This window comes from Fontimonas sp. FW305-C-3 (assembly GCF_058783185.1).
On record NZ_JBYSYK010000001.1, the window covers coordinates 1,132,427 to 1,153,609 of the forward strand.

Annotated in this window: 18 protein-coding genes; 12 read left to right on the forward strand and 6 right to left on the reverse strand. The window is 64.0% G+C overall.

Annotation, left to right across the window (positions count from 1 at the left end; translation table 11 throughout):
- Positions 1-49 precede the first annotated feature (49 nt).
- The 11 genes from murC to AC3WUF_RS05305 all read left to right on the forward strand — a co-directional run bounded on the left by murC (position 50) and on the right by AC3WUF_RS05305 (position 14,532).
- Positions 50-1,480 carry a UDP-N-acetylmuramate--L-alanine ligase gene (gene murC, locus AC3WUF_RS05255; RefSeq protein WP_492423122.1) on the forward strand — a complete coding sequence of 477 codons (1,431 nt, stop codon included), beginning with the start codon at positions 50-52 and terminating at the stop codon, positions 1,478-1,480.
- Positions 1,477-2,397, forward strand: coding sequence for a UDP-N-acetylmuramate dehydrogenase (gene murB, locus AC3WUF_RS05260; protein ID WP_492423124.1), 921 nt, complete (start codon positions 1,477-1,479; stop codon positions 2,395-2,397). The genes murC and murB overlap by 4 nt, the downstream gene beginning before the upstream one ends.
- Positions 2,394-3,347, forward strand: a complete 954-nt coding sequence (locus tag AC3WUF_RS05265; RefSeq protein ID WP_492423126.1) for a D-alanine--D-alanine ligase — start codon at positions 2,394-2,396, stop codon at positions 3,345-3,347. Before murB ends, AC3WUF_RS05265 begins: the two co-directional genes overlap by 4 nt.
- Positions 3,344-4,123: a cell division protein FtsQ/DivIB gene (locus AC3WUF_RS05270; RefSeq protein ID WP_492423128.1), complete on the forward strand. Its 780-nt coding sequence runs from the start codon at positions 3,344-3,346 to the stop codon at positions 4,121-4,123. Before AC3WUF_RS05265 ends, AC3WUF_RS05270 begins: the two co-directional genes overlap by 4 nt.
- A gap of 4 nt (positions 4,124-4,127) precedes the next feature.
- A complete protein-coding gene (gene ftsA, locus AC3WUF_RS05275; protein ID WP_492423130.1) occupies positions 4,128-5,354 on the forward strand; it encodes a cell division protein FtsA in 1,227 nt (408 codons plus the stop codon).
- Between the two features lie 205 nt (positions 5,355-5,559).
- The gene (ftsZ, locus tag AC3WUF_RS05280; protein ID WP_492423132.1) at positions 5,560-6,798 is read left to right on the forward strand and encodes a cell division protein FtsZ; all 1,239 of its coding nucleotides are present in this window, start codon (positions 5,560-5,562) and stop codon (positions 6,796-6,798) included.
- Between the two features lie 207 nt (positions 6,799-7,005).
- Positions 7,006-7,926 (forward strand): UDP-3-O-acyl-N-acetylglucosamine deacetylase, encoded by a 921-nt coding sequence (lpxC, locus tag AC3WUF_RS05285; RefSeq protein ID WP_492423134.1) that lies wholly within the window; start codon positions 7,006-7,008, stop codon positions 7,924-7,926.
- A gap of 460 nt (positions 7,927-8,386) precedes the next feature.
- Positions 8,387-9,325 (forward strand): M23 family metallopeptidase, encoded by a 939-nt coding sequence (locus AC3WUF_RS05290; RefSeq protein ID WP_492423136.1) that lies wholly within the window; start codon positions 8,387-8,389, stop codon positions 9,323-9,325.
- Between the two features lie 138 nt (positions 9,326-9,463).
- Positions 9,464-12,223: a preprotein translocase subunit SecA gene (gene secA, locus AC3WUF_RS05295; RefSeq protein WP_492423138.1), complete on the forward strand. Its 2,760-nt coding sequence runs from the start codon at positions 9,464-9,466 to the stop codon at positions 12,221-12,223.
- A gap of 114 nt (positions 12,224-12,337) precedes the next feature.
- Positions 12,338-13,558, forward strand: a complete 1,221-nt coding sequence (gene argJ / locus AC3WUF_RS05300) for a bifunctional glutamate N-acetyltransferase/amino-acid acetyltransferase ArgJ (RefSeq protein WP_492423140.1) — start codon at positions 12,338-12,340, stop codon at positions 13,556-13,558.
- An 8-nt stretch (positions 13,559-13,566) separates the two neighbouring features.
- A complete protein-coding gene (locus AC3WUF_RS05305) occupies positions 13,567-14,532 on the forward strand; it encodes a Nudix family hydrolase (protein ID WP_492423142.1) in 966 nt (321 codons plus the stop codon).
- Here AC3WUF_RS05305 and AC3WUF_RS05310 read toward each other — a convergent pair.
- The 6 genes from AC3WUF_RS05310 to pilB form a co-directional block, all read right to left on the reverse strand.
- Complete coding sequence (locus AC3WUF_RS05310) at positions 14,529-14,741, reverse strand: DNA gyrase inhibitor YacG (RefSeq protein ID WP_492423144.1); 213 nt, start codon at positions 14,739-14,741, stop codon at positions 14,529-14,531. The genes AC3WUF_RS05305 and AC3WUF_RS05310 overlap by 4 nt on opposite strands.
- The gene (gene zapD, locus AC3WUF_RS05315; RefSeq protein WP_492423146.1) at positions 14,738-15,490 is read right to left on the reverse strand and encodes a cell division protein ZapD; all 753 of its coding nucleotides are present in this window, start codon (positions 15,488-15,490) and stop codon (positions 14,738-14,740) included. The genes AC3WUF_RS05310 and zapD overlap by 4 nt, the downstream gene beginning before the upstream one ends.
- A 137-nt stretch (positions 15,491-15,627) precedes the next feature.
- Entirely contained in the window at positions 15,628-16,266 is a 639-nt protein-coding gene (gene coaE, locus AC3WUF_RS05320) for a dephospho-CoA kinase (protein WP_492423148.1), read from the reverse strand.
- Between the two features lie 4 nt (positions 16,267-16,270).
- Complete coding sequence (locus tag AC3WUF_RS05325; RefSeq protein ID WP_492423150.1) at positions 16,271-17,140, reverse strand: prepilin peptidase; 870 nt, start codon at positions 17,138-17,140, stop codon at positions 16,271-16,273.
- 9 nt (positions 17,141-17,149) lie between these two features.
- On the reverse strand, positions 17,150-18,376 hold the full coding sequence (locus AC3WUF_RS05330) for a type II secretion system F family protein (RefSeq protein WP_492423152.1): 1,227 nt from the start codon (positions 18,374-18,376) through the stop codon (positions 17,150-17,152).
- A gap of 33 nt (positions 18,377-18,409) precedes the next feature.
- Complete coding sequence (gene pilB / locus AC3WUF_RS05335) at positions 18,410-20,131, reverse strand: type IV-A pilus assembly ATPase PilB (RefSeq protein ID WP_492423154.1); 1,722 nt, start codon at positions 20,129-20,131, stop codon at positions 18,410-18,412.
- Between the two features lie 180 nt (positions 20,132-20,311).
- Between pilB and AC3WUF_RS05340 the strand changes: the two genes are divergently transcribed.
- Entirely contained in the window at positions 20,312-21,169 is an 858-nt protein-coding gene (locus tag AC3WUF_RS05340) for a glycosyltransferase family 2 protein (protein ID WP_492423156.1), read from the forward strand.
- Positions 21,170-21,183: the final 14 nt, after the last annotated feature.

The window sequence follows — 21,183 nt, forward strand, 5'->3', positions numbered from 1 at the left end:
GATCACGCATGCGCATCACTGCCCTTGGCGTGGATGCGAAGGTGAACGCATGAGCCAGGACGTACAAGCGCTGATGACCCGGCCGATGCGGCGCGTGCGGCGCATTCACATGCTCGGCATCGGTGGTTCCGGCATGGCCGGTATTGCCGAAGTGCTGATCAACCTCGGCTACCAGGTCAGCGGCACCGATCTGAAGGAAAGCGCGGCGACGAAGCGGCTTGCCGCGCTCGGCGCGACGATCGTCTTCGGTCATGCCGCCAAGAACGCGCACGGCGCGGACGCCATCGTGGTCTCGACGGCGGTCAAGGCCGGCAATCCCGAGCTCGAGTACGCGCACGAACACCGCATCCCGGTCGTGCGTCGTGCAGAGATGCTCGCCGAGCTGATGCGTTTCCGCTACGGCGTGGCGATCGCGGGCACGCATGGCAAGACGACGACCACCAGCCTGGTCGCCAGCGTGCTGGCCGAGGGTGGACTCGATCCGACGTATGTCATCGGCGGCAAGCTCAAGGCGGCCGACGCCAATGCGCGACTCGGCGCCGGCAGCTATCTCGTCGCCGAAGCCGACGAGAGCGATGCGTCGTTCCTGCATCTGTCGCCGATGATTTCGGCGGTCACCAACATCGATGCCGATCATCTGGAAACCTACGGCAACGACTTCCGCCGCCTGCGCGCCACCTTTGTCGAGTTCCTGCATCGGCTACCGTTCTACGGTCTCGCCGTGCTGTGCATCGACGATCCGGTCGTTCGCGAGACGCTGAACGATGTCGGCCGGCCGGTATTGACCTACGGCTTTGCCGAGGATGCCGACCTGCGCGCGATCGATATGCGCGCGGAAGGCAGCGGTGTGCATTTCACCGCAGTTGCCGCCGACGGTTTCCGCGAAGCGTTTCATCTGAACTTGCCGGGCCAGCACAACGTGCAGAACGCGCTGGTCGCCGTTGCGATCGGCCGTGAACTCGGTGTCGATGCCGCGGCGATCCGTCGCGCGTTCTCCAGCTTTGCGGGCATCGGACGCCGCTGCGAACAGCATGGCGAGCTGCAGATCGGCGCGCGCCGCATGCAGCTGGTCGATGACTACGGCCATCATCCGCGCGAGCTCGCAGCCACTTTCCAGGCGATGCGCGCGGCACATCCGCAGCGGCGCCTCGTCGTCGTGTTCCAGCCGCATCGCTACACCCGCACGCGCGATCTGTTCGACGACTTCTGTGCCGTGCTGACGCAGGCGGACGTGTTGCTGCTGGCCGAGGTCTATGCGGCCGGCGAAACGCCGATCGAAGGTGCCGATTCACGCGCTCTGGCGCGCGCGATCCGTGCCCGCGGCGCGGTCGAACCGGTGCTGCTGCCGGGCGGCCTTGCGGATGCACCGGCGCTGCTCGAGCGCATCGCCGCCGATGGCGACCTGATCCTGACGCTCGGCGCCGGCGATGTCGGCAATCTGCCGGCGCTGCTGGTTCAGCGCTACGGAGCGGCCAAGTGAACGCCGCCGCGAGCGTGCGCGACACCGCGGCCAGCGTGCGCGGCCGTGTGCTGCATGACGAGCCGATGGCGCGCCATACGTCCTGGCGCGTCGGCGGTCCGGCCGACCGCTATTTCGAGCCGGCGGATCGCGAAGATCTGATCGAGTTCGTGCGCAGCCTGCCGGCCGCAGAGCCGGTGCTGTGGCTGGGCCTGGGCAGCAACCTGCTGGTGCGCGATGGCGGTTGGCGCGGCACCGTGATTGCGCTGCATGGCGCGCTCGATGCGCTGGAGATCGAAGAAGGCGCCGAGCCGGTGATTGCCGCCGAAGCCGGCGTGCACTGCGCGCGCCTGTCGAAGTTCGCCGAGCGTGGCAGCTGGGCGGGCCTTGGATTCATGGCCGGCATTCCCGGCACGGTCGGCGGCGCGCTGGCGATGAACGCCGGCGCCTGGGGCGGCGAGACCTGGAACCAAGTCATCGATGCCGAGCTGATTTTCCGCGATGGGCATGTGGAACGCGTCGGCAACGCGCAGATCCGCTACGGCTATCGCCACGTCGAGTTGCCAGCGAAGGCCTTGGGTTTTCTCGGCGCGCGCTTCTCGGTGAAGCCGGATACCGACGGCGAGTACGCCAAGCAGACCCGCGAGTCGTTGGCCAAGCGCAAGGCGACGCAGCCGGTCGGCAAGCCGAGCGCTGGCAGCACGTTCCGCAATCCGCCGGGCGATCACGCGGCGCGTCTGATCGAATCCTGCGCGCTCAAGGGCTATCGCATCGGCGGCGCGGAGGTATCGACGTTGCACGCGAATTTCCTGATTGCCGAAACCGGTGCGCGCGCTGCGGATGTCGAGGCGCTGGTCGAGCATGTGCGCACGACGGTGCGCAACAAGACCGGCGTCGATCTTCAACCTGAAGTCAGAATTGTTGGAGCTGCACTGTGAACGCCCCACACATCACCGATCCGCGCGCTTTCGGCCGTGTTGCCGTGTTGATGGGCGGCTGGTCGTCGGAACGCCAGGTCTCGCTGTGGTCGGGCGAGGGCGTGACCGCGGCGCTGACGTCGCGTGGCGTCGATGCGGTGGCGTTCGATGCAAGCCCGGAGAACATCCTGACCCTGCGCCAGCAGGGCTTCGACCGCGCGTTCAATGTGCTGCACGGCACCGGCGGCGAAGACGGTACCGTGCAGGCAGTGCTCGATCTGCAGAAGATTCCGTACACCGGCAGCGGCGTGCTCGCCTCGGCGCTTGCGATGGACAAGCTGCGCACCAAGCGCATCTGGGTGGCTGAGGGGCTGCCGACGCCGGAGTACGTCTGGTTGCAGCAGCGCAGCGAGCTCGATCTCGCCGCGACGCGTTTTGGCTATCCGTTCGTCGTCAAGCCATCGGAAGAGGGTTCGAGCGTCGGCGTCAGTATCGTCAAGAATGCCTCGCAGCTCGATGCTGCCTGGGTGCTTGCGCGTGGCGATGGTAGCCGCGTCGTCATGGCCGAGCGTTTCATCAGCGGCAAGCTCAAGGGGCAGGAATACACCTGCTCGATCGTCGGGCGTACGGCGCTGCCGACGATCCGCATCGAACCGGAAGGCGAGTTCTACGACTACAACGCGAAGTACCTGTCGGACAACACGCGCTACCACTGTCCTTCGGGCATTGCGGCGAAGCTGGAGTCGGAGATCCAGGCGACTTGCCTGCGCGCGTTCGAGTTGCTCGGCGCACGCGGCTGGGGCCGCGTCGACTTCATGCTCGATGCCGAAGACCGGCCGTGGCTGATCGAGGTCAATCTCGTGCCGGGCATGACGTCGCATAGCCTGGTGCCGATGGCGGCGAAGGCGCGCGGCATGGACTACGCGGAGCTGTGCTGGAACATTCTCTCCATGACGTTGGGTCAGCGATGAGCGCCTATGCCATGACTGCCGATTCCTTCGACGTCGACGATGAAGCTGACGACGGTGCCGTGCAATCGCCATGGCCGCGGCTGCTGCTGGGCATGCTCGCGCTCGTCGCCGTTGCGGCGGCGCTGTGGGGATTCTTCCAGTTCACCGGTACTCAGCAGGTGTCGCGTATCCGCATCGAAGGCGCCTTGAATCACGTCAGCGCGCAAGAGGTGGAAGCTGCGATACGTCCGCTGCTCGATTCGCGATTCATCGAGGTCGATCTCGAGCAGATTCATCAGGTCGCCGCGGCGCTGCCGTGGGTTGCCAGTGTGCGTGTGGAGCGCCAGTGGCCGGCGATGGTGCGCGTGCGCGTGTGGGAACGCGAGCCGATCGCGCGCTGGGGCGGCGAGGAGACCCTGCTCGATGAGCAGTCGGCCGAGTTTGCGACGGCGGGTCGCAACGTGCCGCCCGGTCTGCCGTTGTTATCCGGCCCGGCCGGCAGCGCGGTCGTCGTCATGGATATGTACCGGCAGCTGTCGGTGCCGCTCAAGGGTTCGCTGTTCGAGCTGCAGAGCCTGAGCCAGGACGCGCGCGGCGAATGGACGGCACTGGCGAAGAACGGCATCGAACTGCGCTTCGGCCGCGGCGATCCGGCGCCGGCGCTGGCGAATCTGCTGGGCCCGGCGGCGCAGGCGCTGACCGAACGCATCGCACAGGTGCATCACGTCGATCTTCGTTACACCAATGGTTTTTCGGTGGGCTGGCTTGAGCCAACTGCTGACAAGAAGGGGAACTGAGCTCATGGCACGTCGGGAAGAACGCAATCTGATGGTCGGCCTGGATGTCGGCACGTCCAAATGCGTGGCCGTGGTCGGCCAGGTCAACGACGATGGCCAGATCGAGATCGTCGGTCGCGGCGAGCATGTGTCGCGCGGCATGAACCGCGGCGACGTCGTCAACATCGAGCAGACCGCACAGGCCATCAAGCGCGCGGTCGAGAATGCCGAGCACATGGCCAACTGCCGCGCACAGTCGGTCTACGTGGGGCTGTCGGGCACGCATATCCGCAGCTTCAACTCGACGGGCGTCGCGCCGGTGCGCGCCGGTTCGGTCAGCGAACGCGATGTCGACAGCGTGATGGATGCTGCTCGCGCGATCGCGATTCCGGCCGACCAGAAGATTCTCCATGTGATTCCGCAGGAGTTCGTCGTCGACGGTCGCGAGGGCATCCACGATCCGGTCGGCATGCATGGCGTGCGCCTCGAAGCCAAGGTGCACATGGTCACCGGGTCGATCTCCGCGGCGCAGAACATCTACAAGTGCGTCGAGTCCTGCGGGCTCAAGGTCGATAAGCTGATCCTGCAGCACCTGGCGTCGAGCTACGCGACGCTGCTGCCGGACGAGCGCGACCTGGGCGTCTGCATGGTCGATATCGGCGGCGGCACTTCGGATATCGCGGTGTTCAAGGGCGGCACGATCCGTCATACCGCCGTGCTGCCGATTGCCGGCAATCAGGTGACCAACGACATCAGCATGGCCTTCCGCACGCCGGCGCCGTATGCCGAAGAGCTGAAGATCCAGTACGGCGTCGCGCTGCAGCAGTTCGCCGGTCACGAAGAGATCGAGGTCAGGGGCGTCGGCGATCAGCAGTCGCGCCGTCTGTCGCGCGTGACGCTGGCTGAAGTGATCAAGCCTCGCTACGAGGAGTTGTTCCGCTTCATCCGTAAGGAACTGCATCGCTCCGACTGGTACGAAATGATCGCAGGTGGCGTGGTGCTGACCGGCGGCTCCTCGCAGATGCCGGGCGTCGTCGAACTCGCCGAGAGCGTCTTCGAGCTGCCGGTGCGCGTGGGCCTGCCGCACAACGTTGAGGGTTTGAAGGATGTGACACGCAATCCGGCCTATGCGACGGCGGTCGGTTTGTTGTTGTACGGGAAGCAGAGTCGGCCAGTGCAGATGCGTGCCCCGAGCCAGGGTTTCGGCTATTGGGCGCACCGCGCCGGCGAGTGGTTGAAAGGTAGTTTTTGAGTAGTTTCGAGGCGTCAGGAAGTGTGTTCTTTTATCTACAAAAGTTACTGTTTTTCATTGACATTTACACTGTGACAACATATTGTACATTTGCGGCGTACTAGACAGATAAAAAACTGCAGGCCAAGTCATCTGCGTTTTACGCATTGGATGACCTGACGGGTGATTGGCAGGACGAACGCGCTACACGCGCAGGAGCAGCGACATGGGCGGACAGGCACGAGAAATTTTTGAACTGGAAGATGGGCAGCGCAAGCGCGCCGTCATCCGGGTCATTGGCGTTGGCGGCGGCGGTTGCAACACCGTCAACCAGATGGCACACAGCGGCATCGATGGCGTCGATTTCATCTGCGCCAACACCGATCGGGATCATCTCGAGCGTTGTGTGCCGACCAACCAGGTCCAGCTGGGCATCGAGATCACCCGCGGTCTGGGTGCGGGCTCGAACCCGGAAGTGGGCCGCGCCGCGGCTGAGGAAGATCGCGATCGCATCCGCGAGATGATCGAAGGTACCGATCTGCTGTTCGTTACCGCCGGCATGGGCGGCGGCACCGGCACCGGCGCCGCGCCGGTGATCGCGGAGATCGCCAAGGAGCTCGGCATCCTGACGGTGGCCGTCGTCACCAAGCCCTTCGTCCACGAAGGCAAGAAGCGCATGGCTGTCGCGCTCAAGGGTATCGACGAGCTGCGTCAGTACACCGACTCGCTGATCATGATTCCGAACGAGAAGCTCGGCATCGTGCTCGGCACCAAGATCACGGTCATGAACTGCTTCAAGGCGGCGAATGACGTGCTGCAGAACGCCGTGCAGGGCATTTCCGACCTGATCACCCGTCCGGGTGTCGTCAACGTCGACTTCGCCGACGTCCGCACGGTGATGACCAACCGCGGCATGTCGATGATGGGTATCGGCGAAGCCAGCGGCGAAGGTCGCGCCGAGAAGGCGGTCGAGATGGCGCTGTCGAGCCCGCTGCTCGACGATATCGAGCTGCACGGCGCGCGTGGCCTGCTGGTCAACGTCACCTGCGACGAATCGCTGACGATGGAGGAGATGGAATACATCAATGCCCGCGTCGCCGAGATCGCGTCTGACGAAGCCGACACCAAGTGCGGCATCGCGATGAACCCGAGTCTCGATGGCGTGCTGCGCGTGACCGTCGTGGCGACCGGCCTGCCGGGCGTCAAGCACATCCCGCAGCAGGTGGCGGCGCCGACGATGGCAGCAGGCAATCCGAAGATTGCCGCCTTCGTGCGTCCGGACATGACCATGCCCCACAACAGCATGAGCACGGCCGGCATGGGCGGCATGAACTCGCCGAACCTGGACATCCCGGCCGTGCACCGTCAGCAGCGCATGATGGCGGGCGGCGGCAGCGCGTTCCCGCTGGGCCTGGACGACGACATCATCAACATCCCGGCGTTCCTGCGGCACCAGAACGACTGAAGCGCAGTGCGGCTGGTTTCCGACCCGACGCCTGCCGGGTCGGGGCCGGCCTGACCGGGTTCACGCAGGGTTCAAGCCCATGGCCCTGCGTGCCGACCGGGCAAAATGAGACCGGCCTTCGCCTCCGGAACTCCATGTTAAGATCGCGTGTCAATGGGGCGCAGCGTGCAATCGCGCTGCGCTTTTTTGTTCCATTTACGGCACGTGATGGTCAGACAACGCACACTCAAGCAAGCGGTTCGCGCCAGTGGTATCGGCCTGCATTCGGGTCGCAAGGTCTATATGTCCTTGCTGCCGGCGGGGCCTGACACCGGCATTGTGTTCCGCCGTACCGACCTGGCGCATTCGGTCGACGTGCCTTCGCGCGCGCATCTGCTGCGCGAGGCGGTGATGTGCAGCACGCTGGTGGCCGACGACGGCACCAAGATCATGACGATCGAGCACCTGATGTCGGCCTTTGCCGGCCTGGGCATCGACAATTGCGTCGTCGAACTGTCGTCGCCCGAAGTGCCCATTATGGACGGCAGCTCCGGCCCGTTCGTGTTCCTGATCCAGTCCGCGGGCATCCACGAACAGGATGCGCCGAAGCGCTTCATCCGCATCCGCCAGCCGGTCCAGGTCCAGGACGGCGACAAGTGGGCGCGCTTCGAGCCGTTCGACGGCTACCGCCTGTCGTTCTCGATCGATTTTCGCCACCCGGCTTTCCGCGCCTCGGCGCAGAGCGCGGTCATCGACTTTTCGACGACCAGCTACGTGCGCGAAGTCAGCCGCGCCCGCACGTTCGGCTTCATGCGCGAGCTGGACACCCTGCGCGCGGCCAATCTGGGCCTCGGCGCGAGCCTCGATAACGTCGTCGCCCTCGACGATTATCGGGTCGTCAACCACGATGGTCTGAGATACGAGGACGAATTCGTCCGTCACAAGATCCTCGACGCGGTCGGCGATCTGTACCTGTTGGGGCATCCGGTCATCGGCGCGTTCACCGCCTACAAGTCCGGCCATGCGCTCAACAACAAGCTGGTCAGGGCTGTGCTGGATGATCCAAGCAGTTATGAATCAGTGACTTACGAAAGCGGCGAGCAGACTGCTCCAATCGCCTTCGTGCGCGGTAGTCTGGCGGCGGCCTGAGCCCCGCCGAGCCTCGGCGATAGGAAAATCCCCTCAGTGCAAGACTCTTGCGGAATGTTCGCAGGATCAGGCACTTGCCGAATCATGTTCGCTTGCGATCCGGCGCTCAGGGCCGATACACTCCAGCTTGGCTACCCGGAGCTGGGGGGCGCACTTTGGTTTCGACCGAAGTGCATTTGAGTCCATAACGGGTTTGTAGCCACACCAACAGTGACTTGCTGTGTTGGCGAAACGGCACGAGTGCAGATGCGCTCGCGCAGTAGAGGATGACGGTCTGGTCGCGGATATTGGCCACCCGGATCTGCTGTACCCATGGGGCATTACACCAGTCACGCAATGCGTGATTGATGTCGGACAGTTGCCTGGCGCGCTCGAACAGCTCGCCCGTCGACTGCGAGGGCTGGCTTAGTAGTTGCCTCAGGTTTTGAGGTTCAGATTGATCGGAGTGCATAGGTCCCGCATGGATATCATCGTTGTCAGCCACAAGCGTGGACGCACTTGGCGTTTTCCGTTCAATCCCAGGAATGTCCTGGTCTGGTTGCCGGTGACGTTCTTCTTTACCTTCTTGATCTCGGTTTCGTTTGCAGCAGGTGTGATGTTCAGCGGTAGCGGCTCTGCGGTGACTGCCCACCTGCCGGCCAATCTTCTCACAGCATGGACGGACAACGTCCGCCAACAGCGCGAAGCCCTCACCGAGGCACGCGCACAGGCAGAACAGAATACCGCCGCACTGGCCCGTCGCATCGCCCAGCTGCAGGCCCACGTCCTCCGCCTCGACGCCGCCGGTCAGCGCCTGACCCAGATGGCCGGTCTCGACAGCGGCGAATTCAACTTCGACCAGGCGCCCGCCCTCGGTGGCCCGGAAACCGACGCCGACGCCGACCTCGGTCTCGATTCCGTGATGGATTCACTGGTGGCCTTCGAGAGTCAGCTATCCGATCGCGAGCGCCAGTTCCGCGTCCTTGAAGACCTGCTGCTGGCAAGCCGCCTGCAGAAGGAAGTCCGGCCTTCGGGCTGGCCGATCGACGGTGGCTGGATCAGCTCCTTGTTCGGCTCGCGCACCGACCCGTTCACCGGCCGCCGCACCAGCCATCAGGGCATCGACTTCGCCGGCCGCGTCGGCGCCGCCGTGGTGTCGGTTGCTGCCGGCATCGTCACCGAGGCGGGTGCCCGCGACGGTTACGGCAATCTGGTCGAGATCAATCACGGCAACGGCTACACGACGCGCTACGGTCATAACAGCGAAATCGTCGTCAAGCCGGGCGACAAGGTTGCCAAGGGCCAGCGCATCGCCAAGATCGGGTCCACGGGTCGTTCGACCGGCCCGCACGTCCACTTCGAAGTGCTGTTCAACGGCGCGGTGGTCAACCCGGAGCAGTACATCCGCGCCGCTCGCTGAGCGGCTGGGCCGGGGGCCGGTCAGCGCCCCTGAGATTGCGCGTTGCGGCTTGAATAGGCGGCGCAGCGGCCCAACAAGGGCATAATACGCGGCTTCCGACGACCACACCGCGCTTCGCGCGGTTCACGACACAGACCTATGTTCAACAATATGCTGGCTCGCATTTTCGGGAGCCGCAATCAGCGCACCGTCAAACGTCTCCAGCGTCAGGTTCAGCTGTCTGCGGTGCTGGAGCCGCGTTATTCGGCGATGAGCGATGCCGAACTGACGGCCCAGACCCAGGTGCTGCGTGAGCGTCTGGCCAAGGGCGAGTCCCTCGATCAGATCAAGGCCGATGCCTTCGCGGTGGTTCGCGAAGCCGGCAAGCGCGTGCTCAACATGCGCCACTTCGATGTGCAGCTGATCGGCGGCTCGGTGCTGCACGAGGGCATGATTGCCGAAATGCGCACCGGCGAGGGCAAGACCCTCGTCGCGACGCTGGCGGCCTACCTCAATGCACTGCCGGGCAAGGGCGTGCATATTGTCACCGTCAACGACTACCTGGCCCGCCGCGACTCCGAATGGATGGGGCGGATCTTCCGCTTCCTGGGTCTGTCGGTCGGTGTCGTTGTTTCCGGTCAGTCGAACCAGGAGAAGCGCGAGGCCTACGCCAGCGACATCACCTACGCGACCAACAACGAGCTGGGCTTCGATTACCTGCGCGACAACATGGCCTTCTCGCTGGCCGACAAGGTTCAGCGCGGGCAGAACTACGCGATCATCGACGAAGTCGACTCGATCCTCATCGACGAGGCGCGTACGCCGCTGATCATCAGCGGCCCGACCGACGACGATCCGGAGCTGTACCGCAAGATCAATGCGCTGATTCCGCGCCTGACGCTTCAGCAAGAAGAAGAGGGTCCGGGCGATTTCTCGGTCGACGAGAAGTCCAAGCAGATCCACCTGACCGAAGCCGGTCACGAGACGGTCGAAGAGCTGATGCGCACGTCGCAGCTGCTCGGCGAGGACGAGAGCCTCTACGACGCGGCCAACATCATCCTGCTGCATCACCTGAATGCGCTGCTGCGCGCGCATCACCTGTACAAGCGCGATGTCGAGTACATCGTGCGCGACAACCAGATCATCATCATCGACGAGTTCACCGGCCGCATGATGAGCGGCCGCCGCTGGAGCGACGGTCTGCATCAGGCGGTCGAGGCCAAGGAAGGCGTCAAGATCCAGCAGGAAAACCAGACGCTGGCGAGCATCACCTTCCAGAACTACTTCCGTCTGTACGGCAAGCTGTCCGGCATGACCGGTACGGCGGATACCGAGGCTTTCGAGTTCCAGAGCATCTACAAGCTCGACGTGGTCGTCATCCCGACCAACAAGCCGATGATCCGCAAGGACCAGGGCGACCTTGTCTACATGACGGCGAAGGAAAAATTCGAAGCCGTCGTCGCCGAGATCAAGGCCGCGCACGAGAAGCACCAGCCGGTGCTGGTCGGTACCGCGAGCATCGAGACCTCCGAACTGCTGTCGGTGCTGCTGACCAAGTCCGGCATCAAGCATGAAGTGCTCAACGCCAAGCAGCACGAGCGCGAGGCCGACATCGTTGCCCAGGCCGGCCGCCCGGACGCGGTGACGATCGCCACCAACATGGCCGGTCGCGGTACGGACATCGTGCTCGGCGGTAATCTCGAAGCCCAGCTGGCCCAGCTCGCCGAGGACGACAGCGCCGGCCGCGATGCGGTGCGCAGTGCCTGGCAGGTGCAGCACGAGCAGGTCAAGGCTTCCGGGGGCCTCGTCGTCATTGGTTCCGAACGCCACGAATCGCGCCGCATCGACAACCAGCTGCGCGGTCGCGCCGGCCGTCAGGGTGATCCGGGCGGCTCGCGTTTCTTCCTGTCGCTCGACGACACGCTGATGCGCATTTTCACGCCGCCGCGCATGCGCGCGATGCTGCAGCGTCTGGGCATGCAGGAAGGCGAGGCGATCGAGCATCGCTGGGTGTCGAATGCGATCGAGACCGCGCAGCGCAAGGTCGAGGCGCACAATTTCGATATCCGCAAACATCTGCTTGAGTTCGACAACGTCGCCAACGACCAGCGCAAGGCGATCTACGACCTGCGCAACGGCGTCATGGCGGCAACGTCGGTCTCCGACATGATTCACGAGATTCGTCCGGACGTCGTCCGCGCCGTGGTGGACGCCTATGTCCCGCCGCAGACGATCGAGGAGACCTGGAACATCAGCGGTCTGACCGAGACGCTGAAGCGCGATTTCGAACTCGAACTGCCGATCCGCGAATGGCTCGACACCGAGCAGGATCTCAACGACAAGGGCCTGCGCGATCGCCTGATCGCCAAGTTCGGCGAAGCCTACGAGGCCAAGAAGGCCGCCGTCGGCGCCTCCGTGCTTGAGCATTTCGAGAAGGCACTGATGCTGCAGGTGCTCGACAATCTCTGGCGCGAGCATCTGGCGTCGATGGACTACATGCGCCAGGGCATCCACCTGCGTGGCTATGCGCAGAAGGACCCGAAGCAGGAGTACAAGCGCGAAGCGTTCACGATGTTCAACGACATGCTGGCGCGCTTCAAGCATGACGTGATCTCGCTGCTGGCCCGCGTGCGTATCCAGACCGAGGCCGAAGTGCAGCAGGTTGAAGAGCAGCGCCGCCAGCAGGCCGAGGCGCGCGAGCGCCAGATGCAGCTGCAGCATGCGTCGGCGCCGAGCGTCGAGTCGGCGGCAGCGCCGGTCGAGGCTGCGGGCGAGAACCCGCGCCGTCTGGAGTCCGCGCCGCCGCCGCCCGCGAAGCCGGCAACGGTCGTGCGCGAACTGCCCAAGGTCGGTCGCAACGATCCTTGCCCCTGCGGCAGCGGCAAGAAGTTCAAGCAGTGCCACGGGGCGCTGGTCTGATGGCAGCCCCGTAGCCCGGGTGAAACCCGGGTTGCACCCGGGCTACAAGAGCAGATTCACAGGTAAAATAAAAAGGCGTCCGCAACCGGACGCCTTTTTGTTTGGATGAATCCCATGGCCGTCAATCTCACCGCCCCTCTGTCTCTCAGCCCGGTTGCCGGCGTACGCCTCGGCAGTGCCGAAGCGGCGATCAAGAAGCCGGGTCGCCAGGACTTGCTGGTGATCGAGTTGGCGGCCGGCTCGCGCGTCGCCGGCGTGTTCACGCAGAACGCGTTTGCCGCGGCGCCGGTGCAGCTGTGCCGCGAGCGTCTCGCGGCCAGCAGTGCGATCCGCGCGCTGTTGATCAACGCCGGGAATGCGAATGCCGCAACCGGCACCGGCGGCATTGCCGACGCTCGCGAAACCACCGCCGCCGTGGCCGCAGCGCTCGGCTGCGAGGCGACCGCGGTGCTGCCGTTCTCGACCGGGGTCATCGGCCAGCGTTTGCCGGTCGCGCGCATGACGGCTGCCGCGCCGAAGGCGGTTGGCGCACTGACGGCGGACGCCTGGGGCGCCGCCGCGTGCGCGATCATGACGACGGACACCGTGCCCAAGGGTGCGAGCCGCAAGGTCTGGACGGCGCAGGGCGAGGTGACGATCACCGGCATCGCCAAGGGTGTCGGCATGATCGAGCCGCATATGGCGACGATGCTCGCCTTCGTGGCGACCGATGCGCGCCTGGCGCCGGCCGCTGTCGACCGCGCGCTGCGCGATGCGGTGAACCAGTCCTTCAACTGCGTGACGGTCGACAGCGATACGTCGACCAACGATTCCTGCGTGCTGTGCGCGACGGCGCAGGTCGGTGACCGCGACGTCGATGTCGGCGATGCCGACTACGGCGTCATTGCCGCGGCGCTCAACGAGGTCTGCATCGAACTCGCCCAGGCGGTAGTGCGCGACGGCGAGGGCGCGACCCGCTTCATCACGGTCGAGGTCGGCGGTGCCGGCACGGTCGATGAAGCGCGCCAGGTCGGCTATGCGATCGCCAACTCGCCGTTGGTCAAGACCGCGATGTTCGCCGGCGATGCCAACTGGGGCCGCATCGTCATGGCGATCGGCAAGGCCGGCGTCAACGGCCTGAATCCGGCCACGGTCGGCATTCGCCTCGACGACGTCACCCTGATCGAAGGCGGCGAGCCGCATCCGGATTACCGCGAGGAGCGCGGCGCCGCCGTGGTGGCCAAGCCGGAGTTCACGATCCACGTCACGCTCGGTCGCGGTGCGGCCAGCGCGCGGCTGTGGACCTGCGACTTCAGCTACGACTACGTGAAGATCAACGCCGAATACCGGACCTGATCCGGCCCGTGGAAGCGACCGGCGACCAGCCGCTGGACAAGCCGTTGATCCATGTCGCCTGCGGCGTCATCCAGCGAGCGGACGGGCAGGTGCTGCTCGCGCAGCGCCCCGGCGGCAAGATCGCGGCCGGGCGCTGGGAGTTTCCCGGCGGCAAGATCGAAGCCGGCGAAGCGCCGCTGCATGCGCTGGTGCGTGAACTCGATGAAGAGCTGGGCATCGCGGTCGAGAAGGCGCGGCCGCTGATCCGTTATCGCCACGAGTACAGCAATCGCAGCGTGCTGTTGGATACCTGGCTGGTGAGCCGCTACCGCGGGGAGCCGCAGGGTCGCGAAGGCCAGGCGCTGGCTTGGGTTGCGCCGGCCGCCTTGAAGGACTGGCCGGACACGCTGCCGACGGTGGCGCCGAGCGCAAGGGCGGTAAACCTGCCGGCGCACTACGTGTTCACCCGGCCCGATGCCAGCATCGAATCGGTGCTTCAAGGCTTGCCGGCCCTGCCGGAAGCGAGCCTGTTGCGTCTGCGCCTGCCGCAGCTGAACGACGCCGACTATGCGCGGGCCGCGCGGCAGATCGTGCCGGCGGCCCAGTCGCGCGGTCTCAGGGTCGTGCTCGATCGGGCGCCGGAGCAGGCGCGCGAGCTGTGCGCCGACGGCTGGCATGCCAGCGAAGCGACGCTGCTGCGGCGCAATGAACGCGCGCCCGGAGCGCTGGCCCTGCAGCTGGCCTCTTGCCATAGCGCGCAGGCGCTTCGTCATGCGAGCGAGGCCGGCTTCGATGCGGTTGTCGTGGGGTCTGTCCAGCCAACGGCCAGCCATCCCGTGGGCGCTGTGGTGGGTTGGGACGGCTTTGCCGCGGCGATCCAGTACGCAGGGCTTCCGGCGTACGCGATCGGTGGCGTCGGGCCTGCGCAACTCGATGCGGCTTTCGCCGCCTACGGTCAGGGCGTAGCCGGGATATCGGCGTACTGGGCCGCCTAGCCGTCGTTCTCGCCCGGCGGGCCGTCTTCCACCGGAATGCTGCGATCCCCGCTGAACCAAGCGCCGAGGTCGACCATCTTGCAGCGCTCCGTACAGAACGGCCGCCAAGGGTTCTGCGCATCGAGCCGGGTCGATTTGCCGCATTGCGGGCACGCGGCGATGCGTGGCTTTGCGCTTTCGGCGCCGTCGACCGGACTGCCGCTGCTCACAGCGCGCAGTACTGCAGCTGGAAATCGATGTCCGTATTGGCCTGCTGAGCACGGATGCTGAAGTCGCGCGCATTCATGAAGCGCACCGTGAAGCGATGCTTGCCGGCGCTGATCTCCGGATAGACGCCGGCGTCCTGCGCAACGAGGACGCGGATCAGCTGGCAGGCCCCCGGCGGGTTGCTCATGAACATGCCGCCGCGAGCGACGAAGCTCTCGGGCTGGACGACCGAGCGCAGCATCTTCAGATACAGGTTGATCGCTTCCTCAAAGGGCTTGATGTCCGCATGCCAGGCATCGAGGTCGCGGCGCGTGCGCTCGTAGGGCTGCGACAGCCAGTGATGGAAGTGCGGCAGGTCGAAGCCGCAGGTACCGCCCGGGATGCCGGAGCGGTTGAGGATGCCGTTGAGAAAGTCGCTTTCTCGCAGCAGCGAGCCGGCGAATTGGGTGGCGAGGCGCTGCAGGCCGTTCTGCACCCGGGTGATTTCTTCAAGCAGGCCGTCGAGGCGGGCCTTGTCGACGTCGGGGCGCAAAGCCATCCGCGTCAGCTGGGTGTGCTGGTCGGTGAGTTCCTTGAGGATCTCGTTCTTCAGATCGGAGCGCGAAAGAACGATCAGCGTGTCGAGCAGGGCACTGAGCGTGGCGCGGAGGCCGAACACGCTGCGATCCTTGCGATGGTGATCGTGGAGCGAGAACAGATACTCCAGGCGCAGGAAGGTTCGAATCCGCTCGGTGAGCGGCTGTTCGAACACAATGATTTCCCCGGCCTTTGACACCACAAGGTCCATGCTGACCAAAAAAACATTGTGGCCCAGATCACCTGGGTGGGCAAACGTTTCGTGTAGGGAGATTGCGCGCTTCCTTGCGCAATCTTGCATGCGGTAGCGCGTCAGTCGATACGAAGGCCGGGTGCCTTCAGCGCTCCGGATGCCGCAAGCTCGCGATAGAACGCGTCGAGGCGCGACACGCTGGCCTCGAGCGCCGCGAGTTCTCCGTGATTGCCGAGTACATCGTGCGCGGCTTCGAGGCGCTTCTGACGAGACGTCTGGGCGCCGAGCATGCTCTGCGCGAGCTCCGGGCTGATGCGGTCTCGTGCGCAGACGCGTTGCAGCTGGATGGCTTCGGTGACATCGACGACCAGCGTGCGGTCGACCAGCTTCTGCATGCCGGATTCGACGAGGATGGCGACGCTGATGATGCAGTAGTCGCCGGACTGCGCCGCCTTCCAGGCCAGCATCCCGGCGCGGATATGCGGATGCGTGATGGCCTCCAGACGCTTGCGCTCGGCAGGGTCCGCGAAGACGCGTTCACGCATGCGCCGGCGGTCGAGCTGGCCATCGGGAAGCAGCATCTCGGCGCCGAAGTCGCGGGCAATCTCCGCAAGCGCCGGCGAGCCGAGGGCGACCACTTCACGGGCCAGCTGGTCGGCATCGAGCACCGGCACGCCGAGCGCGCGGAACAGCGCTTCGACCGCGGACTTGCCGCTGGCAACGCCGCCGGTCAGGCCGACTGTCAGACGTGTAGCCACGGCCTCACTGCATGCCGCTGATGCGGAAGTAAGCCGACTGCAGGGTTTCGCCGTACATCATCGCCAGCCAGCCCGCGGCCGCGAGGTAGGGACCAAAAGGGATCGGCAGGCGGTGGTCATGGCGCAGGAACAGCACCATGCCGATCCCGACGACCGCGCCGACCAGCGACGACAGCAGGATCACCATCGGCAGGGCCTGCCAGCCGAGCCAGGCGCCGATGGCGGCCAGCAGCTTGAAATCGCCGTAGCCCATGCCTTCCTTGCCGGTGACCAGCTTGAACAGCCAGAACACGCCCCACAGGCTCAGATAGCCGGCCATGGCGCCGACAATCGCCGTCTGCGGCGACACAAAGACCGAACCCAGGCTCAGGGCCAGGCCAAGCCACAGCAGGGGCAGGGTGAGGTCATCCGGCAGCAGCTGCGTGCGCAGGTCGATCACCGTCAACGCGATCAGCACCCAGGTGAAGACCAGCGAGGCGGCCAGCGCCGGCCCCCAGCCAAAATGCAGGGCGCAGAGACCGGAAAGCAGACCGGAAGCGGCCTCGACCAGCGGGTACTGCACCGAAATTGCGGTCTTGCAGGAAGCGCAGCGCCCGCGCAGCAGTAGCCAGCTGACGACCGGCACGTTCTGCCAGGGCTTGATGGCAGCCCCGCAGCCGGGGCAGCGCGACGCCGGCTTGGTCAGCGAAATCGCGGGCTCGTCGACCTCCGCCAGCTCCAGCAAGCTGCGGGCCTCCTTGCGCCAGGCCAGCTCCATCATCCGCGGCAGCCGCAGGATCACGACATTCAAGAAGCTGCCGACCAGCAGGCCCAGCAGCGCCGCCGCGCCCAGCAGCAAACCCGGGCTGGAGCGCAGTCCGTCGATGAGATCCATGAGCGAGACTTAGACGACCTGACCGAGCTTGAAGATCGGCAGGTACATGGCGACGACGAGGCCACCGACCAGCACGCCGAGCACCGACATGATCATCGGTTCGAGCAGGCTGGACAGGGTATCGACGAGGTTGTCGACCTCCGCCTCGTAGAAGTCCGCGACCTTGGCGCACATGGCGTCCAGCGAGCCGGATTCTTCGCCGATGGCGACCATCTGGGTTGCCATGTTCGGGAAGAGGTTGGCTTGCTGCATGGTCAGCTGTAGCTGTTGGCCGCTGGCGACTTGATCGCGCATGACCAGGATGGCTTCGGTGAAGACGATGTTGCCGGCCGCCTTGGCGACAGGCTCCATCGCTTCAACCAGCGGCACACCGGCAGCGAACATCGTCGACAGCGTCCGGGCGTACCGGGCCACCGCCGACTTGTAGAGGATGTCGCCGATGACCGGCACCTTGAGCAGGATGCGGTCAAAGCCGCGGCGCACGGCGGCCGATCGGCGCTTGGCTTCCATGATGCCGAAGATGGTGCCACCGACGATGGCCAGCATGAGCCACCATTTTTCCTGCACAAAATTGGACAGGTTGATGACCATCATCGTGAATGCCGGCAGATCGGCACCGAAGCCCTGGAACAGTTCCTGGAACTGAGGGACGACGAAGTACAGCAGAATACCGGTGACGATAAAGGCAACGACAAGAACTGCGGTCGGGTAGGTGAGCGCCTTCTTGACCTTCTTCTTGATGGCCTCGGTCTTTTCCTTGTAGATCGCAACCTTGTCGAGCAGGGTTTCCAGCGTACCGGACTTCTCGCCAGCGTCGACGAGGTTGATGACCAGATCATCGAACTGCAATGGAAATTGCTTGAGGCCGTCTGCGAAGGAGTTGCCGCCTTCAACATGGGATTTTACACCCATGATCAACTCGCCCATAGAGGGATTTTCATGGCCGCGACCGATGATTTCCAGCGACTGCACCAGGGGCACGCCTGCATTCATCATGGTGGCCATCTGACGTAGAAAAATAGCGATGTCACCGGTTGTGATCGCCTTTTTCTTAGGTCCAAGCAAAGCCGACTGCTTGCGAACGACAATCGGATTGACGCCCTGCTTTCGCAGCTGCAGCTTGATGAAATGCTCGGAAGGCCCCTGAGTGGTGCCCTTGACGCGATTGCCACCGCGGTCAGTGCCTTCCCACTTGTAGTTGAATTCCTTAACCGCAATGGTTCCTGCTTTGGCCATCGATGTCCCCCGTCAGCCAATAAACGACTATCTTCAATCACCCATCGTACAGGCGTTCGCCTGCAGAAGGTCGATTGCGCCGTTACGAACCTTGAGCAAAGCCGATCTTCTCAAGTCGGCAATGCCCTCGGTCTTGGACTGGTCAGCAATCTCAATGGCACTGCCGCCTTCCATGATGATGCGGCCCATGGCGTCGGAGAACGGCATGACCTGGTAGATGCCAGTTCGGCCCTTATAGCCGTTGTCGCACTGATCGCAGCCAACGGCCTGGAAGATCTGGAATCCCGGCGTGTCAATTTCAGCTTCGGAGAAGCCCTGCTTGATCAGTTCGGCCCTCGGAATGTCAGCCGGCGCCTTACAGTAGCCGCACAGTTTTCGAGCGAGACGCTGGGCAATGATCAGCGTCAGCGTCGAGGCAATGTTGTAGGCCGGCACGCCCATGTTCATCAGGCGCACGATCGTCTGCGGGGCGTCATTGGTGTGCAAGGTGGATAGCACCAAGTGGCCGGTTTGCGCGGCTTTGATCGCGATTTCCGCCGTTTCCAGGTCACGAATTTCGCCGACCATGATCACGTCTGGATCCTGGCGCAGGAAGGCCTTGAGTGCGGCTGCGAACGTCAGGCCAACCCTGGGGCTGACGTTGACCTGATTGATGCCGGGCAGGTTGATTTCCGCCGGGTCTTCAGCCGTGGAGATGTTGATGTCATCCGTGTTCAGGATATTCAGGCCGGTGTACAGAGAGACCGTCTTGCCTGAACCCGTGGGGCCGGTCACCAGGATCATGCCCTGCGGCTTCTCCAGCGACTTCATATAAGCCTCTTTTTGCTCCGGTTCATACCCCAGAGCATCGATACCTAGCTGCGCGCTTGAGGGATCGAGAATACGGCAGACGATCTTTTCGCCAAACAGCGTCGGGCAGGTGCTGACACGAAAGTCGATGGCGCGTGTCTTGGACAGGTACAGCTTGATGCGACCGTCCTGGGGGACCCGGCGCTCCGCCAAGTCCAGCCGAGACATGACCTTCACGCGCGCCGACAGACGCATCGCCTGATTGATCGGCGGTGTGGCAATGGTCTTCAGCTCACCGTCGCGGCGATAGCGGATTCGGTAAGTCTTCTCATACGGCTCGAAATGGACGTCCGATGCCCCTTGGTTAATGGCATCTACCAGGATCTTGTTGATGTAGCGGATGATCGGCGCATCTTCGGCATCGGCTTTGGTGACGTCGTGGCCGGTCTGCTCGCCGTCGCCACCCTCAGTGTCCAGTCCTTCAAGGTCGGAATCCCCAAGATTCATCTCCTGCGCGCTGGCAGCGGCCACCGCAGCATCAATCATCTTGAGAAGCTTGTCTTCCTCAACCAGCACCGCCTCGGTCTGGCTACCGGTGGCGAACTTGATCTCGTCCAGCGCTGCGAGGTTGGTTGGGTCAGACACCCCGACGTAAATCTTGCGGCCGTGTCTGATCAGCGGCACGGCGTGCGCCTTGCGCAAGGTTTTCTCGCCAATGTCCTTGGCAATGGCGAAATCGATGTCGATGGCGTTCAGGTCGATCAGCGGCACGCCAAACTCGTTACTGGCAGCCTGCGCGATGACGGCGGCTTTGGCGACCTTGGCTTCGATCAGTATCGAAACCAGCGGCTGCCCGCTCTTCAAGGCCTTCTGCTGATGGCCGCGAGCTGCTTCCTCACTCAGGAGACCATCGCTGACGAGGCGGCGGGCCAAGCCGTTCAGATAAACCCCGGGCGTAGTCTGCATGGTTGAGGACATAGTTAAGGAGCGGCTCACAAGTGTTGATATCCGACAACTATAGAAGGTCGGTCCCCCGAGTCAATCCATGGCAGGACCGGAGGCAATGGATGCTGCGGCTGGCGGCCGCCCGATCCGGCACAATAGCGGTTATGGGGTTTCAAGTGCACAGTCAGCGGGGGCGTTGAATTGACTCAGCTATCCATCATCCTGCCGGCCAAGAACGAGGCTGCAGCCTTGGCTTCACTGTTGCCGCGGCTGCGGTCGGCGCAGCCGGAGGCCGAGATTATCGTGGTCAACGATGGCTCGACCGACAATACGGTCGCTCTCTGCGAGGCCAGCGGGGTGACTTGCCTGACATCCCCCTATTCGATGGGCAATGGCGCGGCGATCAAGCGGGGTGCCAAGGCTGCAAAAGGAGAAATCCTGATCTTCATGGATGCCGACGGCCAGCATGATCCGGCTCTGATCGAACGATTGCTGCAACGCCTGGGCGAGGGCTACGACATGGTCGTTGGCGCGCGCGATCGCAGCGGGCAGGCGAACTTGCATCGCGGGCTTGCGAATCGTTTCTACAACCGGCTCGCGAGTTGGATGACTGGTCATGCAGTTCTGGATTTGACATCAGGATTCAGGGCAGTGCGAGCTGCGAGGTTCCGGGAGTTTCTTTACCTGTTACCGAACGGATTTTCATATCCGACGACCTGCACAATGGCCTTTTTCCGGAGTGCATATCCAGTGGCTTACGAGATGATTCCGGTCTATAGCCGCGTCGGAACCAATAGCCACATCCGCCTGCTGCGCGATGGCCTACGATTCTTGTTGATCATCTTCAAGATCGCGACGCTGTACTCTCCGCTGAAGCTTTTCGTTCCAGTCGCCGGCTCGTTCTTCACCGTTGGAGCGGCTTACTACGCCTACACTTTCGCGGAAGTTGGCCGGTTCACCAACATGAGCGCGCTCTTGTTAAGTGCTGCGGTTGTCGTTTTTCTGATTGGATTGATTTCGGAGCAAATCACCGCCCTAACATACCGCAAGGACGACTAGGCGGAAGCGCGGCT

Excerpts from the sequence above, each read along its gene's own strand:
- murC (WP_492423122.1), top strand. The coding sequence starts at position 50 with ATGAGCCAGGACGTACAAGCGCTGATGACCCGGCCGATGCGGCGCGTG.
- AC3WUF_RS05270 (WP_492423128.1), top strand. The coding sequence starts at position 3,344 with ATGAGCGCCTATGCCATGACTGCCGATTCCTTCGACGTCGACGATGAA.
- ftsA (WP_492423130.1), top strand. The coding sequence starts at position 4,128 with ATGGCACGTCGGGAAGAACGCAATCTGATGGTCGGCCTGGATGTCGGC.
- ftsZ (WP_492423132.1), top strand. The coding sequence starts at position 5,560 with ATGGGCGGACAGGCACGAGAAATTTTTGAACTGGAAGATGGGCAGCGC.
- lpxC (WP_492423134.1), top strand. The coding sequence starts at position 7,006 with ATGGTCAGACAACGCACACTCAAGCAAGCGGTTCGCGCCAGTGGTATC.
- AC3WUF_RS05290 (WP_492423136.1), top strand. The coding sequence starts at position 8,387 with ATGGATATCATCGTTGTCAGCCACAAGCGTGGACGCACTTGGCGTTTT.
- secA (WP_492423138.1), top strand. The coding sequence starts at position 9,464 with ATGTTCAACAATATGCTGGCTCGCATTTTCGGGAGCCGCAATCAGCGC.
- argJ (WP_492423140.1), top strand. The coding sequence starts at position 12,338 with ATGGCCGTCAATCTCACCGCCCCTCTGTCTCTCAGCCCGGTTGCCGGC.
- AC3WUF_RS05325 (WP_492423150.1), bottom strand. The coding sequence starts at position 17,140 with ATGGATCTCATCGACGGACTGCGCTCCAGCCCGGGTTTGCTGCTGGGC.
- AC3WUF_RS05330 (WP_492423152.1), bottom strand. The coding sequence starts at position 18,376 with ATGGCCAAAGCAGGAACCATTGCGGTTAAGGAATTCAACTACAAGTGG.
- pilB (WP_492423154.1), bottom strand. The coding sequence starts at position 20,131 with ATGCAGACTACGCCCGGGGTTTATCTGAACGGCTTGGCCCGCCGCCTC.